The organism is Rhizobium sp. KDH_Rht_773_N (genome assembly GCF_052946295.1).
In genome coordinates this window covers 4,390,669-4,410,642 of sequence record NZ_CM129525.1, presented here as the reverse complement: position 1 = coordinate 4,410,642, position 19,974 = coordinate 4,390,669, and the positions used below count along the sequence as shown (strand labels likewise).

Below are 19,974 nucleotides of genomic sequence, written 5' to 3'. Positions count from 1 at the left end.
ACGATGGAACGTCCGCCGCTTCTCGAATTCAGGCAGGTCTCGAAAATCTACGGCGAAGGCGCTGCGGCCATCCGCGCGCTCGACCGCGTCGATCTTTCGATCCGCACGCATGAATTCGTCGCGATCATGGGGCCGTCCGGCTCCGGCAAGTCCACGGCGATGAATATTCTCGGCTGCCTCGATGTGCCGACCTCGGGCGATTATGTGTTCCAGGGCATTTCGACCAGCGGCTTCGATCGCGGCCAGCTGACCCTTCTGCGCCGCCATATGCTGGGCTTCGTCTTCCAGGGTTTCAACCTTTTGCCGCGCACCTCGGCCGTCGAAAATGTCGAACTGCCGCTGATCTATCGCGGCATGGCTGTCGGCGAGCGGCGCAGGCGGGCGAGGGAAGCGCTCGGCCTCGTCGGCCTGTCGGGCAGGGAACATCACAAGACGCAGGAACTCTCCGGCGGTCAGCAGCAGCGTGTGGCGATCGCCCGCGCCATCGTCACCGAGCCGGCCCTGCTGCTCGCAGACGAGCCGACCGGCAATCTCGACACCAAGACCAGTATCGAAATCATGGACCTGATGACGCGGCTGAACCGCGAACAGGGCATTACCATCGTCATGGTCACGCACGAACCGGATATCGCCGCCTATGCAGGACGCCTGCTGCGCTTCGTCGACGGCAAGCTGGAGACCGAAGTGGAGCACCAGCGGAGGGCGGAACATGTTCTTTGAGACGCTGAAGCTGGCGCTGCGCGCCATCAGCCGCAATCTTCTGCGCTCCTTCCTGACCGTGCTCGGCGTCGTCATCGGCGTCGCCGCCGTCATCGCGCTTGTTACGATCGGCAACGGCACGACGGCGCAGGTTTCGACGGAACTCTCGCGCCTCGGCACCAACATGCTCTTCGTGCGCCCCGGCCAGTTCGGTCCCGGCCGGGCCAGTTCCGAAGCGCGGCGCTTTTCGCTGAAGGATGTCGAGGCGATCCGCGACCAGATCCCCGGTCTGCGTGCCGTCGCCCCGTCCAACCAGTCGACGGCGACGGTCATCTTCGGCGGCCAGAACCACTCCACCACCGTCTACGGCACCACCAACGACTATTTCGTCGCCCAGGACTGGGATCTGTCGCTGGGCCGCCAGTTTACCCCGGCGGAAGAGCGCGGCCAGTCGCGCTGCATCATCGGCGAGACCGTGCGTGAACAGCTCTTCGGCGCCGCCGATCCGACCGGCCAGCAGATCCGCGTCGGCAAGGTTTCCTGCCCGGTCATCGGCGTGCTCGCAAAGCGCGGTCAGTCCGGCATGGGCAACGACCAGGACGATGTGGTCATCATGCCGGTCAAGGTCTTCCAGCGGCGCATCAGCGGCAGTTCCAACGTGCCGACGATCCTCATCTCGGCGCGAGACGGTGTTTCCACGTCGAAAGTGCAGGCCGATGTGGAGAACCTGCTGCGCGAGCGCCGCAAAATCATTCCCGGCCGTCAGGACGATTTCAACGTCAACGACATGACGCAGATCGCCGAAGCCATGACCGGCACGACGACATTGCTGACCGGGCTGCTGGGCGCGGTCGCGGCCGTCAGCCTGCTCGTCGGCGGCATCGGCATCATGAACATCATGCTGGTCTCGGTGACGGAACGCACACGCGAGATCGGCATCCGTCTTGCGATCGGCGCCCTTGAAAATCAGGTTCTGACGCAATTCCTCGTCGAAGCCGTCGCCCTGTCGCTCTTCGGCGGCATAGCCGGCATCATGCTCGGGCTGACGCTCGCATATGGTACGGTCAGCTTCCTCAATGTGCCCTTCGTCGTCAGCCCGCTCATCATTTTCGTCGCTTTCGTCTTTTCGGCGGCGATCGGCATGATTTTCGGCTTCTTCCCGGCGCGCCGGGCAGCACAGCTCAATCCGATCGAAGCACTGCGCCACGAATAGAGGGCAATATTCTCGTCCCTGCATGGCTTTGATATATCAGGATAACTTGTCTTTGGCATTTAACCGTGCCAGTATTGATATATCAGTCCCGGATTCGCCAGCATGCAGGAATCTCTAAGCCATCTCGCCTATCTGGCGCTCGAGCACGCTATCGTGACGCTGGCTCTGGCGCCAGGCGCGCTGGTGACGGAAAAGCAGATGATCGATCTGGCCGGCCATGGCCGCACACCGGTTCGCGAGGCGATCCAGAAGCTCGCCTGGCAGGGCCTCATTGTCGTCAAGCCGCGCGTCGGCCTGCAGATCGCCGAAATTCATGCCGAAGACCACGCCAATGTCATGCAGGTGCGCCGCAAGCTGGAGCCGGCCGCGGCGGCACTGGTAGCCGACGCGGCCGATGAGGAGCAGCGATCCCGGCTCGTGGCCTGCGCCCGTGCCATGGAGGACTGCGCCGTCAGCGGCGATCTCTCGGGCTTCTTCGCCGCCGATAAGGCCTTCGACGAAATCCTCGAGGATGCCTGCCCGAACCGCTTCATCACCGCCGCGCTCGGGCCGGTCCAGACCCATTCCCGACGCCTCTGGTACAAGACCGCCAATCCGGAGCGCATGGACCGTTCCATCTCGCATCATGTCGCGGTCATCAGGGCGATCCATGAGGGCGAGATCGAGCAGGCGCGGAAAAACATGGCCGATCTCATCGACTACCTCAGCCAGAAATAGAAACGGCCCCGTTTCCGGAGCCGTCGCATGCTGGTCTGTAGCGCTGCCTCAGCCGACGAAGGCGCGCTCGATCACGAATTCGGCGGGCTTGCTGTTGGCGCCTTCTTCGAGGCCGGCCTTTTCCAGAAGCTCCTTCGTGTCCTTCAGCATGGCGGAAGAACCGCAGATCATGCCGCGGTCAACAGCCGGGTCGAGCGGCGGAACGCCGAGATCGGTGAAGAGCTTGCCGGAGGAAATCAGGTCGGTGATGCGGCCGCGATAGGCGAAATCCTCGCGGGTGACGGTCGCGTAATGGCGCAGCTTGTCACCGACGACTTCCTGCAGGAGTTCGTCGTTCCGGATCTCGTTGACGAGATCGAAGCCGTATTTCAATTCGGAAATCTCGCGCGTCGTATGGGTGAGGATGACCTCCTCGAACTTCTCATAGGTTTCCGGATCGCGGATCAGGCTCGCGAAAGGCGCAATGCCGGTACCGGTGGAGAACATGTAGAGGCGCTTGCCGGGAGTGAGCGCATCGAGAACCAGCGTGCCCGTCGGCTTCTTGCGCATCAGCACCTGGTCGCCCGGCTTGATGAGCTGCAGATGCGAGGTCAGCGGCCCGTCCGGCACCTTGATCGAGAAGAATTCCAGCTCTTCGGCCCAGGCCGGGCTTGCGATCGAATAGGCGCGGAAGATCGGTTTGCCCTCGACCATGAGGCCGATCATCGCGAACTCGCCCGAGCGGAAACGGAAGCCATCCGGCCGCGTCATCGTGAAGCGGAAGAGCCGGTCGGTATAATGCGTCACGCTCAGCACCGTCTCGGCATAGACGCCGGCGGGAATGGCGGAGGCGAATTCTTCGGTCTTTGCAGGAGCGTTCATTTCGATATCGGACTCGTCGTTCGCAAGATGATCATCACATTCGAGGCAGATATTACAAAACCCCGCTGAATTAAAGGCAATCCATTCCATCGCACGGCAGGGGAGCGAAATATGCATGTCACGGTCAGGATAAAGCCGCCTGTGGTAAACTGTCGCTTTTGCGCTGGCTAAGCTATTCAAAGGATGCATATTAAAGCACGTCACGCGAAAGCGTTCAGCGCTTTTGTGGCAAGGACATGCGTCAAACAAAAACGTGAAGTGCGTCGCAAGATCCGAAAGATCGCGGCACGCTTCAAGAAAAAACGACGCCCGCCGCGGCGCGGGGCGCGCGACAGGTGGTACGGGGGAACATGAAGATCTTCAACTATAAGCGCGTTCCTTATGCGGAAATGCGCGCATTTTCCGTCCATATTCTGACGGCGTCCGGTTCCTTTCTGGCCTTTCTCGGCGTGGTTGCCGCTGCCGAGCACCGCTTCATCGACATGTTCTGGTGGCTGGGCCTGGCATTGCTGGTCGACGGCATCGACGGGCCGATCGCGCGCAAGGTGCGTGTCAAGGAGGTTCTGCCCAACTGGTCGGGCGATACGCTCGACAATATCATCGACTACGTGACCTATGTGCTGCTGCCGGCCTTTGCGCTCTATCAGAGCGGCATGATCGGCGAGCCCTGGTCCTTTGTGGCTGCCGGCATGATCGTCGTCTCCAGCGCCATCTACTATGCCGACATGGGCATGAAGACGGAGGAATATTTCTTCTCGGGCTTCCCCGTCGTCTGGAACATGGTGATCTTCACGCTCTTCGTCATGCATGCGAGCGAGGTGACGGCCTTTGCCGTCGTCACCGTCTCCGTCGTCCTCACCTTCCTGCCGATCAACTTCCTGCATCCCGTGCGCGTGCAGCGCCTGCGCCCGCTGAACCTCGGCATCTTCTTCCTGTGGTCGGCGCTCGGCGCCTATTCGCTGCTGATGCATTTCAACATGCCGCAATGGGCCGTCGTTCTCTTCATCGTGAGCGGCATCTATCTTTACGTCATCGGCGCAATACTCCAATTCTTCCCCGCACTCGGACGCAAGTGAGGTAGACTGAAATGACAAAGACGAAGGCGGTTTCCTTTTCCAGGAACGGCGGACCCGAGGTTTTCGAATATGTCGATATCGATCTGCCGCCGCCGTCCGAGGGGCAGGTGCAGATCCGGCAGCAAGCGATCGGCCTGAATTTCATCGACGTCTATTTCCGCGATGGCACCTACAAGGCTCCGCACCTGCCTTTCGTCACAGGCAAGGAAGGCGCGGGCATCGTCACCTCGGTCGGACCGGGTGCTACCGGTTTTGCCGTGGGCGACCGCGTTGCCTATGCCAGCGCCGATGGCGCCTATAGCGCCGAACGCAACATCGACACGAAACACCTGGTGAAGGTGCCTGACGGCATCAGCCTGGAAACGGCTGCGGCGATGATGCTGAAAGGCATGACGGCGGAATATCTCCTGAACCGCACGTTCAAGGTCGGTCCCGAGACCGTGCTGCTCTTCCATGCCGCAGCCGGCGGTGTCGGCCTCATTGCCGGCCAGTGGGCAAAGGCGCTCGGCGCCACCGTCATCGGCACGGCAGGTTCGGCCGACAAGGTGCAACTGGCGCTCGAACACGGCTATGACCATGTCGTCAATTACAAGACCGAAAATTTCGCCGAGCGCGTGCGGGAGATCACCGGCGGCAAAGGCGTCGATGTGGTCTATGACTCGATCGGCCGCGACACTTTTCCGCAATCGCTGGACTGCCTGAAGCCGCGCGGCCTCTTCGCCTCCTTTGGCCAGTCTTCGGGCGCGATCGAGAATTTCACCATGGCGCATCTCGCACAGAGAGGTTCGCTCTATGCAACGCGCCCCACGCTTTTCACTTATATTGCCACGCGCCAGGAACTTACCGATTGTGCAAACAATCTATTTGATGTTGTGCGCAGCAACAAAGTGCGTATCAATATCAATCAAACCTATCCGCTGCGTGAGGTTGGGCGGGCTCACGCGGATCTGGAAACAAGAAAAACAACCGGAACGACGCTGCTGATTCCATGAGATCCGAACGGACCGGTCGGCAGAAGAAATGAGGGGAACGTGTCGCCATTGAATGTGCCGGCTTCCGGTGCGTTGTTATCGGTTCAGAAGCTCACGAAATTCTTCGGCAGCTTCGCCGCCTGCAATGAAATCGATCTCGATATAGCGCCGGGCGAAATTCATGCGCTTCTCGGCGAAAACGGTGCAGGCAAATCCACCCTGGTCAAGATGCTCTTCGGCGTTCTCGAGCCGACGGACGGGCATATCCTCTGGCAGGGGAGACCGGTTGCGATCAATTCGCCGGGCGAGGCGCGCAAGCTCGGCATCGGCATGGTCTTCCAGCATTTCTCGCTGTTCGAGGCGCTGACCGTCGCCGAAAATATCGCGCTCTCGCTCGATGACGGAATTCCGATCGGCAGGATCGCCGAGGAGGCGAGGGCGCTGTCCGAGGCCTATGGCCTGCCGCTCGATCCGCATGCGCATGTCGCCGATCTCTCCGTCGGCGAGCGTCAGCGCATCGAAATCGTCCGGGCGCTCCTGCAGAACCCGAAGCTCATCATTCTCGACGAACCGACCTCGGTGCTGACGCCGCAGGAGGCCGACAGGCTCTTCGAAACGCTCTTCAAGCTGCGCGCCGAAGGCCGTTCCGTTCTCTATATCAGCCATCGCCTGGAGGAGGTGCAGCGCATCTGCGACCGCGCCACCGTGCTGCGCCACGGCCGCGTGACCGGCGCCTGCGACCCGAAGCAGGAAACGCCGGCCTCTCTCGCCCGCATGATGGTCGGCAGCGAGGTCGCAGCCGTCACCCATCCCGAGCGCAGCGACAAGGGTGAAATACAGCTTGCCGTCGCAAACCTCTCGGTTGCCGCCCGCACGCCCTTCGCCATGCCGCTGCGCGATGTTTCCATGACCGTGCGCTCCGGCGAAATCCTCGCCATTGCCGGTGTCGCGGGCAACGGCCAGAGCGAGCTCTTCGATGCGCTGTCCGGCGAATATCCCGTCGCCTCGGCCGAGGCGATCGTCATTCGCAGGAAACCCGTCGGCACGCAGGGCATTACTGCCCGCCGTCTGCTTGGCGCCGGCTTCGTGCCGGAAGAGCGGCATGGCCACGCGGCCGTTTCCGCCATGAAGCTTTCAGACAATCTGGTCCTGGCCCGCAGCCAGTCGGACCGCAAGGCCTTCCTCGGTTTTCTCGGTATCATCCGCCACGGCGCGGTGAGATCCGCCGCCCGGCGCATTTCGGAAGCGATGGACGTGCGCAAGAGCGGTGATGATCCGGCAGCGGGTTCGCTCTCCGGCGGCAATCTGCAGAAATTCATCGTCGGCCGCGAGCTCGACCGCCAGCCGGCGGTGCTCGTCGTCAACCAGCCGACCTGGGGCGTGGATGCCGGTGCGGCCAGCCGCATCCGCCAGGCGCTGGTCGACCTGGCAAAAGCCGGATCGGCCGTCGTCGTCATCAGCCAGGATCTCGACGAGATCTTCGAAGTGGCCACCGATATCGCCGTCATCTCGGAGGGCCGTCTTTCCAGGCCCTATGCGGCCGGCGAACTGACGCGCGAAAAGATCGGCCTGCTGATGGGCGGTTTGCATGACGGCAGGCATGCCGCGGAGGCCGCTCATGCGCATTGAGCTTGAAAAGCGCCCGCAGGTCTCAAGACTCTTCACCTTCGTTTCACCGCTTCTTGCCCTCGTGCTGACGCTGATTGCAGGGGCGATCATGTTTGCCATGCTCGGCAAGGATCCGGTCGAAGCGCTGGACGCCTTTTTCCTTGAGCCGCTGCTCGAGGTCTGGTCGCTGCACGAACTGGCGGTCAAGGCGGCACCCCTGATCCTGATCGCCGTCGGTCTTGCCGTCTGTTACCGCTCCAACAACTGGAATATCGGCGCCGAAGGCCAGTTCACCATCGGCGCGATCACCGGCTCCTATATCCCGATCGTCTTCTACGACTGGCATTCGCCGCTCGTGCTGCCGCTCATGCTCATATTGGGCGCGCTCGGCGGCGCATTGTTTGCCGCCATTCCGGCGCTCCTGAAAGCGCATTTCAGTACCAATGAGATCCTGACGTCGCTGATGCTGGTCTATATCGCCCAGCTCTATCTCGACTGGCTGATCCGCGGTGCATGGCGCGATCCGAAAGGCTTCAACTTCCCCGTCTCGCGCGATTTTGCCCCCGAGGCGATCGTACCTGCGATATGGGAGGAATCCGGCCGTGCCCATTGGGCCTTCATTTTCGCCATCGTCGCGGCGATCCTCGTCTGGTTCATGCTGCGCTTCACGCTGAAGGGCTTCGAGATCGTCGTGCTCGGCCAGTCGGAACGGGCAGGGCGCTTTGCCGGCTTCTCGTCAAAGAAGATGATCTGGTTCAGCTTCCTCTTCTCCGGCGCGCTCGCCGGCCTTGCTGGCATCTGCGAGGTCTCGGGCTCGATCGGCCACCTGCAGCCGGCGATCTCGCCGGGCTATGGCTTCACCGCCATCATCGTCGCCTTCCTTGGCCGCCTCAATCCGCTCGGCATCGTCGCGTCGGGCCTCGTACTGGCCCTGACCTATCTGGGTGGCGAGGCGGCGCAGCTTTCGATCGGCGTTTCGGACAAGGTCACGCGCGTCTTCCAGGGGCTGATCCTGTTCTTCGTGCTCTCCTGCGACACACTGATCTATTACAAAATCCGCATCGTCTGGTCGCGGGTCAGGGGCGGCGCCGTATGAGCATCTTCGAAGCCATTCTTCTGACGGTCATCACCGCCTCCACTCCGCTTGTCATCGCAGCCCTCGGCGAACTCGTGACGGAGCGCTCCGGCGTCCTCAATCTCGGCGTCGAGGGCATGATGATCATGGGCGCCGTCGCCGCTTTTGCCGGTTCGCAGATATCCGGTTCGCCCTATGTCGGCATCGTCTGCGGTATCGTCGCCGGCGCGCTTTTCTCGCTGCTCTTCGCTTTCCTGACGCTGACGCTGGTGGCAAACCAGGTGGCGACCGGCCTGGCGCTGACCCTGCTCGGGCTCGGCGTCTCCGGCCAGCTCGGCGAGCCCTATGTCAGCGTACCCGGCATCCAGCTGAAAGAGATCGTCGTTCCCGTCCTGTCCGACATTCCGGTGATCGGCCCGGTCCTCTTCAAGCAGGACCTGATTTTCTACCTGTCGATCGCCTTGCTCTTCGGCGTCAGCTGGTTCCTGTTCAGAAGCCGTCCCGGCCTGAAACTGCGGGCGATCGGAGACAGTCACGGCTCAGCCCATGCGCTCGGCATTCACGTCATCCGCACACGCTATCTGGCCGTGATGTTCGGTGGCGCCTGCGCGGGCCTTGCCGGTGCGCAGCTGTCGCTCGTCTACACGCCGCAATGGGTGGAAAACATGTCGGCCGGCCGCGGCTGGATCACGCTGGCGCTGGTCGTCTTCGCTTCCTGGCGCCCGTGGCGGGTCTTTGCCGGCGGTTATCTCTTCGGAGCGGTCACGATCCTGCAGCTCCATGCGCAGGCCTTCGGTCTCGGCATCCCCGCGCAGTTCCTTTCGATGCTGCCCTATGCCGCGACTATTGTGGTTCTCATCATCATTTCTCATAATCGGCGCACGACGTTGATCAACACGCCCGCGTCGCTTGGAAAAGCCTTCGTGCCGGAGCGATAGAACAAGAACACCAAGACGGGTTTCCGGAAAATCTTCAAACCAACAGGGGTCATCATGAAGAAGTTCGCACTCACACTTGCCGCAACGGCCGCAGCCGTAATCGGCATCTCCTCCGCCGCCGCGGCTGCGGACAAGACGAAGGTCTGCTTCGTCTATGTCGGAGCGCACAATGACGGCGGCTATTCGCAGGCGCACGATGTCGGCCGCCAGCAGGTCCAGGCCGAGTTCGGCGACAAGATCGAAACGCCTTACCTTGAAAACGTGCCGGAAGGCCCGGATGCCGAGCGCGCCATCGAGCGTCTCGCCCGTTCCGGCTGCAAGCTGATCTTCACGACGTCCTTCGGCTTCATGGACGCGACGGTCAAGGTCGCCGCCAAGTTCCCGGACGTCAAGTTCGAACACGGCACCGGCTACAAGGCCGGCCCGAATCTGGCGACCTACAACTCGCGCTTCTACGAAGGCCGCTACATTCTCGGCCAGATCGCCGCCAAGACGTCGAAGAATCACGGCGCCGCCTACATTGCCTCCTTCCCGATTCCGGAAGTGGTGATGGGCATCAACTCCTTCGAGCAGGGCGCCCGGTCCGTCGATCCGAGCTTCAAGCTGAAGGTCATCTGGGTCAACACCTGGTTCGATCCGGGCAAGGAAGCCGACGCCGCCAAGGCCATGATCGACCAGGGCGTCGATGTGCTGACGCAGCATACCGACACGACCGCGCCGATGCAGGTTGCCGAAGAACGCGGCATCCATGCCTTCGGCCAGGCGTCCGACATGATCGCAGCCGGCCCGAAGGCGCAGCTGACGGCAATCGTCGATACCTGGGGCAACTACTACTCCAAGCGCGTCCATGCGCTTCTGGACGGCACCTGGAAGTCCGAGCAGAGCTGGGACGGCCTGAAGGACGGCATCCTCAAGATGGCGCCTTACACGAACATGCCTGACGACGTGAAGAAGATGGCCGAGGAAACCGAAGCCAAGATCAAGTCCGGCGAACTGCATCCCTTCACCGGTCCGATCAACAAGCAGGACGGGACGCCCTGGCTCAAGGCCGGCGAAAAGGCCGATGACGCCACCTTGCTCGGCATGAACTTCTATGTCGAAGGCGTGGACGACAAGCTGCCGGCGCAATGATCTGATCTTGTAACTCGCAGTTGCGAAAAGGCGTCCTGAAAAGGGCGCCTTTTTTGCTGCAGCGCATACTAAAATACCGATTTACAAAAGTAATACTATATGATTTTTTGACCCTGCGCCGCGAGGAGCGGCTTTGGGAGGAAATCATGAAATTGAAGACTGCACTTTTGAGTGCCACGGTTCTGGCTGCCTGCATGTTCGGTTCTGCTTCGGCTGCAAACCTGACGGTTGGCTTCTCGCAGATCGGCTCGGAATCGGGCTGGCGCGCGGCTGAAACGACCGTGACTAAGCAGCAGGCTGAAAAGCGCGGCATCGACCTGAAATTTGCCGATGCCCAGCAGAAGCAGGAAAATCAGATCAAGGCTCTCCGTTCCTTCATCGCCCAGGGCGTGGATGCCATCCTGATCGCTCCCGTCGTCGAAACCGGCTGGGATGACGTTCTCAAGGAAGCCAAGGAAGCCAATATTCCGGTCATCCTGCTCGACCGCACGATCAAGGCTCCCGATGACCTCTACCTGACGGCTGTCACCTCCGATCAGGTTCATGAAGGCAAGGTTGCCGGCGACTGGCTGGTCAAGACCGTCGGCGACAAGAAGTGCAATGTCGTCGAACTTCAGGGCACGACGGGTTCGTCGCCCGCCATCGCCCGCAAGAAGGGCTTCGAGGAAGCCATCAAGGGCCACGACAACTTCAAGATCGTCCGCAGCCAGACCGGCGACTTCACCCGCACCAAGGGCAAGGAAGTCATGGAAAGCTTCCTGAAGGCTGAAAACGGCGGCAAGGACATCTGCGCCCTCTACGCCCATAACGACGACATGGCTGTCGGCGGCATCCAGGCGATCAAGGAAGCCGGCCTGAAGCCCGGCAAGGATATCCTGATCGTTTCGATCGACTCCGTGCCCGATATCTTCAAGGCCATGTCCGAAGGCGAGGCAAACGCGTCCGTCGAACTGACGCCGAACATGGCCGGCCCCGCCTTCGATGCGCTCGACGCATACCTCAAGGACAAGAAGGCGCCGCCGAAGTGGATCCAGACGGAATCCAAGCTCTACACCCAGTCCGACGATCCGATGAAGGTCTACGAGGAAAAGAAGGGTCAGGGTTACTGATGTGAAGCTGGAACCGCACCGGCCCCTCATGGGCCGGTGCGGAACTGCCGGTACCATCAGGGCGTCATGCCCGTGTTTGGTACAGGCTCAAGGCGCAATATCAGGAAACAGCAACCCTCATGGTTCACAATTTCGAGAATATTCTCGCAGCCTCCGGCATATCGAAATTCTTCCCCGGCGCCATCGCCCTGGACAAGGTGGATTTCACGCTGCGCCGGGGCGAGGTACATGCGCTTCTCGGTGAAAACGGTGCCGGCAAATCGACGCTCATCAAGTGCATTACGGGCGCCTATCGTCGCGACGCCGGCAGCCTGACGCTGGATGGCGGCGAGATCGACCCGGCCGATACGCTGGCCGCCCAGAAGCTCGGCATCGGCACCGTCTATCAGGAGGTCAACCTCCTCTCCAATCTGAGCGTTGCCGAAAACCTGTTCCTGGGCCGCCAGCCGAAGCGGTTCGGCATGATCGATGCCCGCACGATGAACAGGAATGCCCGCGAGCTTCTGGCCGGCTACGGCCTGGATATCGACGTGACCGCGCAGCTCGACCGCTATTCGGTCGCCGTCCAGCAGATCGTGGCGATCGCCCGCGCCGTCGATCTCTCCGGCAAGGTCCTCATTCTCGACGAGCCCACCGCCAGTCTCGATACGCACGAAGTCGAGATGCTGTTCGGCATCATAAACGACTTGAAAAAACGCGGATTGGGCATTGTCTTCATTACTCATTTCATAGAGCAGGTCTATGCGGTCAGCGATCGCATCACCGTGTTGCGCAACGGCCGGCTTGTCGGGACGCATGAGGCAGCCGAACTGCCGCGGCAGAACCTGATCGCCATGATGCTCGGGCGCGAGCTCGCCCAGACGGAACACGCCGCAAGACAACACGCAATTGCTGCCGGTGCGGTCAGATATGCCTTCGAGGGTTATGGAAAGCGCGGCAAGGTGAAGCCCTTCGATCTCGAGGTTCGCGTCGGCGAGGTTGTCGGCATCGCAGGGCTTCTGGGTTCGGGGCGCACGGAAACGGCCGAGCTTCTCTTCGGTATCGAGAGCGCCGATAGCGGCGTGGCAAAGATCGATGGAAAGCCTGTGGCGCTCTCCAGCCCGCGCATGGCAATTGCCAGGGGCTTCGGTTTCTGCCCCGAGGACCGCAAGACGGATGGCATCATCGGCGACCTGTCGATCCGCGAGAATATCGCGCTTGCCCTGCAGGCACGCCGCGGCTGGGCGCGGCCGCTTTCGCGCGCCGAGCAGAACGCGATCGCCGACGACTATATCAAGGCGCTCGATATCCGCACGACCGATCGGGAAAAGCCCATCCGGCTGCTTTCCGGCGGCAATCAGCAGAAGGCGATCCTTGCCCGGTGGCTCGCCACCAATCCGGATTTCCTGATCCTCGATGAACCGACGCGCGGCATCGATGTCGGTGCGCATGCCGAAATCATCAAGCTCATCGAGCAGCTCTGCGCCAGGGGCATGTCGCTGATCGTCATTTCCTCCGAGCTGGAGGAACTGGTTGCCTATAGCTCGCGCGTCATCGTGCTTCGCGATCGCGAACATATCGCGGAACTGACCGGCGAGCGCATCAGTGCCGCCGGTATCGTTGATGCCATTGCTGCAGCCGACAAACGAACGGAGGATGCATGACTGCCTCGCTGAAGGCGCTTGGCTTTCGTCTTGCGCCACAATTGATTGCGCTTCTGGTTGTTCTTCTGTTGAATTTCAGCTTCTTCCCGCAATTTCTTAATGTCATTGTTCAAAACGGTCGCCTCTATGGCAGCATCATCGACGTGCTCAATCGCGGCGCGCCCGTGGCGCTGCTGGCGATCGGCATGACGCTGGTGATTGCCACCAAGGGCATCGACCTGTCGGTCGGCGCGGTCATTGCGATCTGCGGCGCGGTTGCCGCCTCGTCGATCGTCGAGGGCAATTCGCTTGCCTATACGCTCGCGCTGACTGTCATCGTCGGCCTGCTCTGCGGGGTCTGGAACGGCTTCCTCGTCGCCGTCCTCAATATCCAGCCGATTATTGCAACCCTGGTTCTTATGGTCGCCGGCCGCGGCATAGCGCAGCTCATCACCGAGGGCGTCATCATGACCTTCAACGATGACGGGCTGATCTTTTTCGGCAGCGGCTCCTTTGCCTTCCTGCCCATGCCTGTCGTCATCTGGCTGATTGTCGGCCTGCTGGTCATCCTGCTGGTCCGCCGGACAGCGCTCGGCATGCTGATCGAGGCGGTCGGCATCAACCGGCGCGCCAGCACGCTATCGGGCGTGCAGACGCCGGTGCTGCTGATGGCGGTCTACATGCTGAGCGGCCTTTGCGCTTCCGTGGCGGGCATCATCGTGGCCGCGGACATCAAGGGGGCCGATGCCAACAATGCCGGCCTCTGGCTGGAACTCGACGCCATCCTGGCGGTGGTTGTCGGCGGCAATTCGCTGCTTGGCGGCCGTTTCAGCATCGTCGGCTCGCTGATCGGCGCCATGATCATTCAGGCGGTCAATACCGGCATCCTGCTCTCCGGTTTCCCGCCGGAGTTCAACCTCATCATCAAGGCGGTCATCATCATCGTCATTCTGGTCATCCAGTCGCCGGCAATGTCGTCGCTGACCGGCTTTCTGAGCCGTCGGACGGACGCGGGAGAGCGCAAATGAATTCCAAATACCTGCCGCTCCTGGCGACGATCGTCATCTTCATCCTCGCCTATGCGGTCTGCACGCTGCAATATCCGAACATGCTGTCGACGCGCGTCATCGGCAACCTCCTGACCGACAACGCCTTTCTCGGCATCGCCGCCGTCGGCATGACTTTCGTCATCATTTCCGGCGGCATCGATCTGTCGATCGGCTCGGTCATCGCCTTCACCGGCGTTTTCCTGGCTGTCATCCTGCAGAATACCGGCATTCACCCGTTGGCGGCCTTTGCGATCGTTCTCGTCATCACCACCGCTTTCGGCGCGGTCATGGGCATGATCATCCATTTCCTGCAGATGCCGCCCTTCATCGTCACGCTTGCCGGCATGTTCCTCGCCCGCGGCATGGCCTATGTGCTCTCGATCGACAGTATCCCGATCAATCACGAATATTATTCGACGTTGACCAGCCTCTACTATCGTCTGCCCGGCGGCGGCCGGCTGACGCTGATCGGCACCATCATGCTGCTCGTATTTGCGGCCGGCATCTTCATCGCTCACCGCACCCGTTTCGGCACCAATGTCTATGCGCTGGGCGGCGGCGTGCAGACGGCGCAGCTGATGGGCGTGCCGGTGGCGCGCACGACGATCCAGATCTATGCATTGTCGGGTTTTCTGGCGGGTCTATCCGGAATCGTTTTTTCCCTATACACGTCTGCCGGATATTCTCTTGCAGCGGTGGGTGTCGAACTCGATGCCATCGCGGCAGTCGTCATCGGAGGGACGCTGCTGACGGGAGGAGCGGGATTCGTGGCAGGGACCTTCATCGGTCTGCTGATCCAGGGGCTCATTCAGACTTACATCACTTTCGACGGCACGCTGTCGAGCTGGTGGACGAAAATCCTGATTGGCCTGCTGCTTTTTGCGTTCATGATAATGCAGAAGGCCATCCTTTTCCTTTCCGGTCTGAACAGGAGATATGGCTAGGAGGAGTGACGGATTGCGCGACAGACCGCTTGAAACCCGAAAGGCAGGGCGAAGAACCCGAACAAGCCACGCGCATGTCGTCGATGAACTCGGCCGGGCAATCGTTGCCGGCACCTATCCTGTCGGCACGATCCTGCCCGGAGACGGAGAGCTGGCGCAGCGCTTCAAGGTCTCGCGCACGGTGCTGCGCGAAACGATGAAGACGCTTGCGGCCAAGGGCATGGTCGTTGCCAAGGCGCGTGTCGGCACGCGTGTGACGGAAAAGAACTTCTGGAACATGTTCGACACCGAAATCATCTCCTGGCATTTCGCCAACGGTGTGAGCGAAGAATTCCTCCTGCACCTTTACGATATCCGCCTGGCCTTCGAACCATTTGCCGCCGGTCTCGTGGCCGAGCGTGCAAAGCCGGCCGAGATCGAGTTGCTGCGCGGCCTGGCGCTCGACATGGCCGAAAGCGGCCACACCGCCGACAGCCTGGCACTTGCCGACCTGCGGTTTCACCTTGCCGTTTCCGAAGCATCGCACAATCCTTTCATGCGCACGCTCGGCGGGCTCATCGAAGCAGCACTCGTCGGCATGTTCCGCATGAGTACGCCGCCCTCGCAGAGCGGTTTCGCCAACATCGCCGAAACCCACATGCGCATCGTCGATGCCATCGCCGCAGGCGACACGGCCGCGGCGCGCAAGGCGATGGAGGATGTCATCATCGAGGGCAGGGAACACGTCCACGAAGCCTTCTCCGCGCTCTCCGAGCCCATCGTTTCCCTGCCGATTTCGTCTTTTTGAAGCCTCGCCTTGCTGCTATGAGCGGCAGACCATCCGCCTAGCAATGGATTCTCGGAGTCTGCCCATGGAACGCACCTGCCTTGCCGTCATTCTCGCCGCCGGCGACAGCACGCGAATGAAATCCGCAAAGTCGAAAGTGCTGCATGAGGTGGCCGGCCGGCCGATGATCGCCCATGTCGTCGATGCCGTGGCGGCGACCGGCATTTCCTCCGTCGCGCTCGTCGTCGGTCGCGACGCCGAGAAAGTGGCGAAGGCTGCCGAGATCGGCGGCGTGAAGATCCAATCCTATCTGCAGGAACAGCGCCTCGGCACCGGCCACGCCGTTCTCGCCGCCCGCGAGGCGATTGCCGAGGGCTATGACGATATTCTCGTGACCTACGGCGATGTGCCGTTGCAGACATCAGGCCCGCTGCTCGAAGCCCGCAAGGCGCTCGCCGAAGGCAGCGATGTGGTCGTCATCGGTTTCCATACGGAGCGCCCGACCGGCTACGGCCGCCTGCTGGTCAAGGACGGAGAGCTGATCGCCATCCGGGAGGAAAAGGATGCGACCGATGCCGAACGCGCTGTCAAATGGTGCAACAGCGGCCTGATGGCGATCAATGGCCGCAAGGCGCTCGACCTCCTGTCGCGCATCGGCAACAGCAACGCAAAGGGCGAATATTATCTGACCGATCTCGTTGAGATCGCCCGCTCGCTGGGCGGTCGCGTCACCGCCGTCGATGCGCCCGAGGTCGAGATGACCGGCTGCAACAACCGTGCGGAACTCGCCGCGATCGAGCGGTTCTGGCAGGAGCGGCGCCGCCATGAGCTGATGCTTTCGGGTGTCACGATGATTGCCCCGGAAACGGTTTTTCTCAGCTACGATACCGTCATCGGCCAGGACGCGCTGATCGAGCCGAACGTCGTCTTCGGCCCCGGCGCGGTCATCGACGGTGGCGCGGTCATCCACGCCTTCTCGCATATCGAGGGCGCGCATGTGAGCGAAGGCGCAACAGTCGGTCCTTTCGCGCGCCTGCGTCCGGGTGCGGATCTCTCGGCGGGCTCCAAGGTCGGCAATTTCTGCGAGGTCAAGAACGGCAGGATCGGCGAGGGAGCCAAGGTCAACCATCTGACCTATATCGGGGATGCCGTCGTCGGATCGGGCACCAATATCGGCGCCGGCACGATCACCTGCAATTATGACGGGGTGAACAAGTTCGAAACCGTCATCGGCAAGGATGCCTTCGTCGGCTCCAATTCCTCGCTGGTCGCTCCCGTGACGATCGGCAACGGCGCCTATATTGCCTCGGGCAGCGTCATCACGGCCGATGTGCCGGCCGATGCGCTCGCCTTCGGTCGCGCCCGCCAGGAGGTCAAGCCCGAGCGGGCGAAGGCCCTGCGCGAACGTGCGCTCGCCATCAAGGCGGCGAAGAAGGCCAAGGGCTGAGCCCTCTTCCGTAACGTGCGGAAACCGAAAGTGACCGCACGACCAATTGAGAAATAAGCGGGAATCGCTAGGACTGGCGTCGATATTGATGCCTGAGGGGACGTTTGCATGTGCGGAATTGTGGGGATCGTCGGAAATGCGCCGGTTGCGGGCCGTCTCGTCGATGCGCTGAAGCGGCTGGAATATCGCGGTTACGATTCTGCCGGCGTTGCCACCATCCATGAAGGCGTGATGGACCGCCGCCGCGCCGAGGGCAAGCTCTTCAACCTCGAGAAGCGCCTGGACAGCGAACCGCTGCCGGGAACGACGGGCATTGCCCATACGCGTTGGGCCACCCATGGCGTGCCGAACGAAACCAATGCCCATCCGCATTTCGTCGACGGCGTCGCCGTCGTCCACAACGGCATCATCGAGAATTTCTCCGAACTGCGCGACGAGCTGACCCACGAAGGTGCCGCCTTCCAGAGCCAGACCGACACGGAGGTCGTCGCTCACCTCATGGCGAAATATCTGCGCGAAGGCCTGTCTCCGCGCGACGCCATGCTGAAGATGCTGAACCGCGTCACCGGCGCCTATGCGCTGGCCGTCATGCTGAAGAGCGATCCCGGCACGCTCATGGCCGCCCGCTCCGGCCCGCCGCTTGCCGTCGGTTACGGCAGGGGCGAAATGTTCCTGGGCTCCGATGCCATCGCGCTTTCGCCCTTCACCAACGAAATCACCTATCTCGTCGATGGCGATTGCGCGATCATCACCCGCGACGGCGCGACCGTGCTCGATTTCTCCGGCAAGGTGGTCAAGCGCCCGCGCCAGGTTTCCCAGGCGACCGCCTATGTGGTCGACAAGGGCAATCATCGCCATTTCATGGAGAAGGAAATCTACGAGCAGCCGGAGGTCATCTCCCACGCGCTCAGCCACTATGTGGATTTCGCCGCCAATACGATCAGCCCGAATGCATCCGCGATCGACTTCAAGGCGGCGACCGGCCTTGCGATCTCCGCCTGCGGCACCGCCTATCTTGCCGGCCTGATCGGCAAATACTGGTTCGAGCGCTACGCGCGCCTGCCGGTCGAGATCGATGTTGCCTCCGAATTCCGCTACCGCGAAATGCCGCTGCAGCCCTCGCAGGCCGCGCTCTTCATCTCGCAGTCGGGCGAAACCGCCGACACATTGGCGTCGCTGCGCTACTGCAAGGACAACGGCCTGAAGATCGGCGCCGTCGTCAACGTGCGCGAATCGACCATTGCCCGCGAATCCGATGCCGTCTTCCCGATCATGGCCGGCCCGGAAATCGGCGTCGCCTCCACCAAGGCCTTCACCTGCCAGCTGGCCGTGCTTGCCTCGCTCGCCATCGGCGCCGGCCGCGCCCGCGGCACGATCGGCGCCGACGACGAGAAGGCGATGGTGCGCCATCTGGCGGAAATGCCGCGCGTCATGAGCCGCGTGCTCAACCTCATCCAGCCGCAGATGGAAAGCCTGTCGCGCGAACTTTCCAAGTGCAAGGACGTGCTCTATCTCGGCCGCGGCACCAGTTTCCCGCTTGCCATGGAAGGCGCGCTGAAACTCAAGGAAATCTCCTACATCCATGCCGAAGGTTATGCCGCCGGCGAATTGAAGCATGGGCCGATCGCGCTGATCGATGAAAACATGCCCGTCATCGTCATCGCCCCCTACGACCGTTTCTTCGAAAAGACCGTCTCCAACATGCAGGAAGTGGCCGCCCGCGGCGGCCGCATCATCTTCATCACCGACGAGGCCGGTGCTGCCGCCTCCAAGCTGCCGACCATGGCGACGATCACGCTTCCCGTTGTCGATGAGATCATCGCGCCGATGATCTTCTCGCTGCCGATCCAGCTGCTCGCCTATCACACGGCGGTCTTCATGGGGACCGATGTCGACCAGCCGCGCAACCTCGCAAAATCGGTGACTGTGGAGTAAGCCCGGATGGGCTGAAACATGTTGTGCAGCAACGCGAATTCTGGCAATTTTGTGCCTGCGGACACAGGGGGAAGGCCGGTGAAACGGCCTGTCTAGAGACTGAAACGGAGTTCATCAGAAAAGATGACCGATAAGGCCCCCCGAGTGCCGGTCGCCATGCGGCTGAGGAATAATTTCCTCGCTGGTTTGATCATCTGCGCACCGATCGCCATCACGATCTGGCTGACCTGGACCTTCATCCACTGGTCGGACAGCTGGGTGCGGCCCTATATCCCGGCACGCTGGAACCCCGAGAGTTATATCAACGTCGCCATTCCCGGTTTCGGCCTGCTGATCGCCGTGGTGCTGATCACCATTGTCGGCTTCCTCGGCAAGAACCTGATCGGCCAGAGCATCGTCCGTTTCGGCGAATCGATCGTCCAGCGCATGCCTCTGGTGCGCACCATCTACAGAAGCGTGAAGCAGATCTTCGAAACGGTGCTGAAGGAACAGTCGAATTCCTTCAAGAAGGTCGGCCTCATCGAATATCCGGGGCCGGGCCTGTGGTCGCTGGTTTTCGTCGCCACCGACGCCAAGGGCGAGATCGCATCGAAGTTCAACGCGATGGGGCAGGATATGGTCGCCGTCTTCCTGCCGCCGACGCCGGTGCCGACGGCCGGATTCCTGATCTTCGTGCCGCGCGACAAGATCACCGTGCTCGACATGAGCCCGGAAGATGCCGCCAAGTTCCTGATATCGGGCGGCCTTGTCGCCCCGGAACATGTCCCGGTCCTGCGCCCCAAGCCGAAGGCGATATCGAAGGTCGATTAGGCT

The 19,974-nt window shown here is 61.6% G+C and carries 18 protein-coding genes; 17 read left to right on the top strand and 1 reads right to left on the bottom strand.

What is annotated here, in order from left to right:
• Nucleotides 1–3: 3 nt before the first annotated feature.
• From ACU8HS_RS21840 to ACU8HS_RS21830, 3 genes are all read left to right on the top strand, one after another.
• Nucleotides 4–720 (top strand): ABC transporter ATP-binding protein, encoded by a 717-nt coding sequence (locus ACU8HS_RS21840; RefSeq protein ID WP_112567957.1) that lies wholly within the window; start codon nt 4–6, stop codon nt 718–720.
• Nucleotides 710–1,912: an ABC transporter permease gene (locus ACU8HS_RS21835; protein WP_112706155.1), complete on the top strand. Its 1,203-nt coding sequence runs from the start codon at nt 710–712 to the stop codon at nt 1,910–1,912. Before ACU8HS_RS21840 ends, ACU8HS_RS21835 begins: the two co-directional genes overlap by 11 nt.
• 102 nt (nt 1,913–2,014) lie before the next feature.
• The gene (locus ACU8HS_RS21830; RefSeq protein WP_113413945.1) at nt 2,015–2,629 is read left to right on the top strand and encodes a GntR family transcriptional regulator; all 615 of its coding nucleotides are present in this window, start codon (nt 2,015–2,017) and stop codon (nt 2,627–2,629) included.
• 48 nt (nt 2,630–2,677) lie between these two features.
• On the opposite strand, the gene ACU8HS_RS21825 is transcribed toward ACU8HS_RS21830, so the two are convergent.
• Entirely contained in the window at nt 2,678–3,490 is an 813-nt protein-coding gene (locus ACU8HS_RS21825) for a ferredoxin--NADP reductase (protein WP_112568281.1), read from the bottom strand.
• Between the two features lie 350 nt (nt 3,491–3,840).
• Here ACU8HS_RS21825 and pcsA point away from each other — a divergent pair, with 350 nt between their 5' ends.
• The 14 genes from pcsA to ACU8HS_RS21755 all read left to right on the top strand — a co-directional run bounded on the left by pcsA (nt 3,841) and on the right by ACU8HS_RS21755 (nt 19,971).
• Nucleotides 3,841–4,566, top strand: a complete 726-nt coding sequence (pcsA, locus tag ACU8HS_RS21820; protein WP_112758051.1) for a phosphatidylcholine synthase — start codon at nt 3,841–3,843, stop codon at nt 4,564–4,566.
• A gap of 11 nt (nt 4,567–4,577) precedes the next feature.
• Entirely contained in the window at nt 4,578–5,558 is a 981-nt protein-coding gene (locus tag ACU8HS_RS21815) for a quinone oxidoreductase family protein (protein WP_447015183.1), read from the top strand.
• A gap of 39 nt (nt 5,559–5,597) precedes the next feature.
• Nucleotides 5,598–7,166: an ABC transporter ATP-binding protein gene (locus ACU8HS_RS21810; protein WP_113413947.1), complete on the top strand. Its 1,569-nt coding sequence runs from the start codon at nt 5,598–5,600 to the stop codon at nt 7,164–7,166.
• Entirely contained in the window at nt 7,156–8,241 is a 1,086-nt protein-coding gene (locus ACU8HS_RS21805) for an ABC transporter permease (protein WP_113413967.1), read from the top strand. The genes ACU8HS_RS21810 and ACU8HS_RS21805 overlap by 11 nt, the downstream gene beginning before the upstream one ends.
• Complete coding sequence (locus ACU8HS_RS21800) at nt 8,238–9,158, top strand: ABC transporter permease (protein WP_112567945.1); 921 nt, start codon at nt 8,238–8,240, stop codon at nt 9,156–9,158. Before ACU8HS_RS21805 ends, ACU8HS_RS21800 begins: the two co-directional genes overlap by 4 nt.
• Nucleotides 9,159–9,212: 54 nt before the next feature.
• The gene (locus ACU8HS_RS21795) at nt 9,213–10,289 is read left to right on the top strand and encodes a BMP family ABC transporter substrate-binding protein (RefSeq protein ID WP_112567943.1); all 1,077 of its coding nucleotides are present in this window, start codon (nt 9,213–9,215) and stop codon (nt 10,287–10,289) included.
• A 146-nt stretch (nt 10,290–10,435) separates the two neighbouring features.
• The gene (ytfQ, locus tag ACU8HS_RS21790; protein ID WP_112567941.1) at nt 10,436–11,398 is read left to right on the top strand and encodes a galactofuranose ABC transporter, galactofuranose-binding protein YtfQ; all 963 of its coding nucleotides are present in this window, start codon (nt 10,436–10,438) and stop codon (nt 11,396–11,398) included.
• 119 nt (nt 11,399–11,517) lie between these two features.
• Nucleotides 11,518–13,041, top strand: coding sequence for a galactofuranose ABC transporter, ATP-binding protein YtfR (gene ytfR, locus ACU8HS_RS21785; protein ID WP_113413948.1), 1,524 nt, complete (start codon nt 11,518–11,520; stop codon nt 13,039–13,041).
• Nucleotides 13,038–14,048 (top strand): ABC transporter permease, encoded by a 1,011-nt coding sequence (locus ACU8HS_RS21780; protein WP_112706160.1) that lies wholly within the window; start codon nt 13,038–13,040, stop codon nt 14,046–14,048. Before ytfR ends, ACU8HS_RS21780 begins: the two co-directional genes overlap by 4 nt.
• Nucleotides 14,045–15,013, top strand: coding sequence for a galactofuranose ABC transporter, permease protein YjfF (gene yjfF / locus ACU8HS_RS21775; RefSeq protein ID WP_112567935.1), 969 nt, complete (start codon nt 14,045–14,047; stop codon nt 15,011–15,013). Before ACU8HS_RS21780 ends, yjfF begins: the two co-directional genes overlap by 4 nt.
• A gap of 13 nt (nt 15,014–15,026) precedes the next feature.
• Nucleotides 15,027–15,800 (top strand): FadR/GntR family transcriptional regulator, encoded by a 774-nt coding sequence (locus tag ACU8HS_RS21770; RefSeq protein ID WP_112567933.1) that lies wholly within the window; start codon nt 15,027–15,029, stop codon nt 15,798–15,800.
• Between the two features lie 64 nt (nt 15,801–15,864).
• Nucleotides 15,865–17,226 (top strand): bifunctional UDP-N-acetylglucosamine diphosphorylase/glucosamine-1-phosphate N-acetyltransferase GlmU, encoded by a 1,362-nt coding sequence (gene glmU / locus ACU8HS_RS21765; protein ID WP_113413949.1) that lies wholly within the window; start codon nt 15,865–15,867, stop codon nt 17,224–17,226.
• Nucleotides 17,227–17,334: 108 nt separating this feature from the next.
• Nucleotides 17,335–19,161 (top strand): glutamine--fructose-6-phosphate transaminase (isomerizing), encoded by a 1,827-nt coding sequence (glmS, locus tag ACU8HS_RS21760; RefSeq protein ID WP_112567929.1) that lies wholly within the window; start codon nt 17,335–17,337, stop codon nt 19,159–19,161.
• Nucleotides 19,162–19,284: 123 nt separating this feature from the next.
• The gene (locus ACU8HS_RS21755) at nt 19,285–19,971 is read left to right on the top strand and encodes a DUF502 domain-containing protein (protein WP_112567927.1); all 687 of its coding nucleotides are present in this window, start codon (nt 19,285–19,287) and stop codon (nt 19,969–19,971) included.
• Nucleotides 19,972–19,974 lie beyond the last annotated feature (3 nt).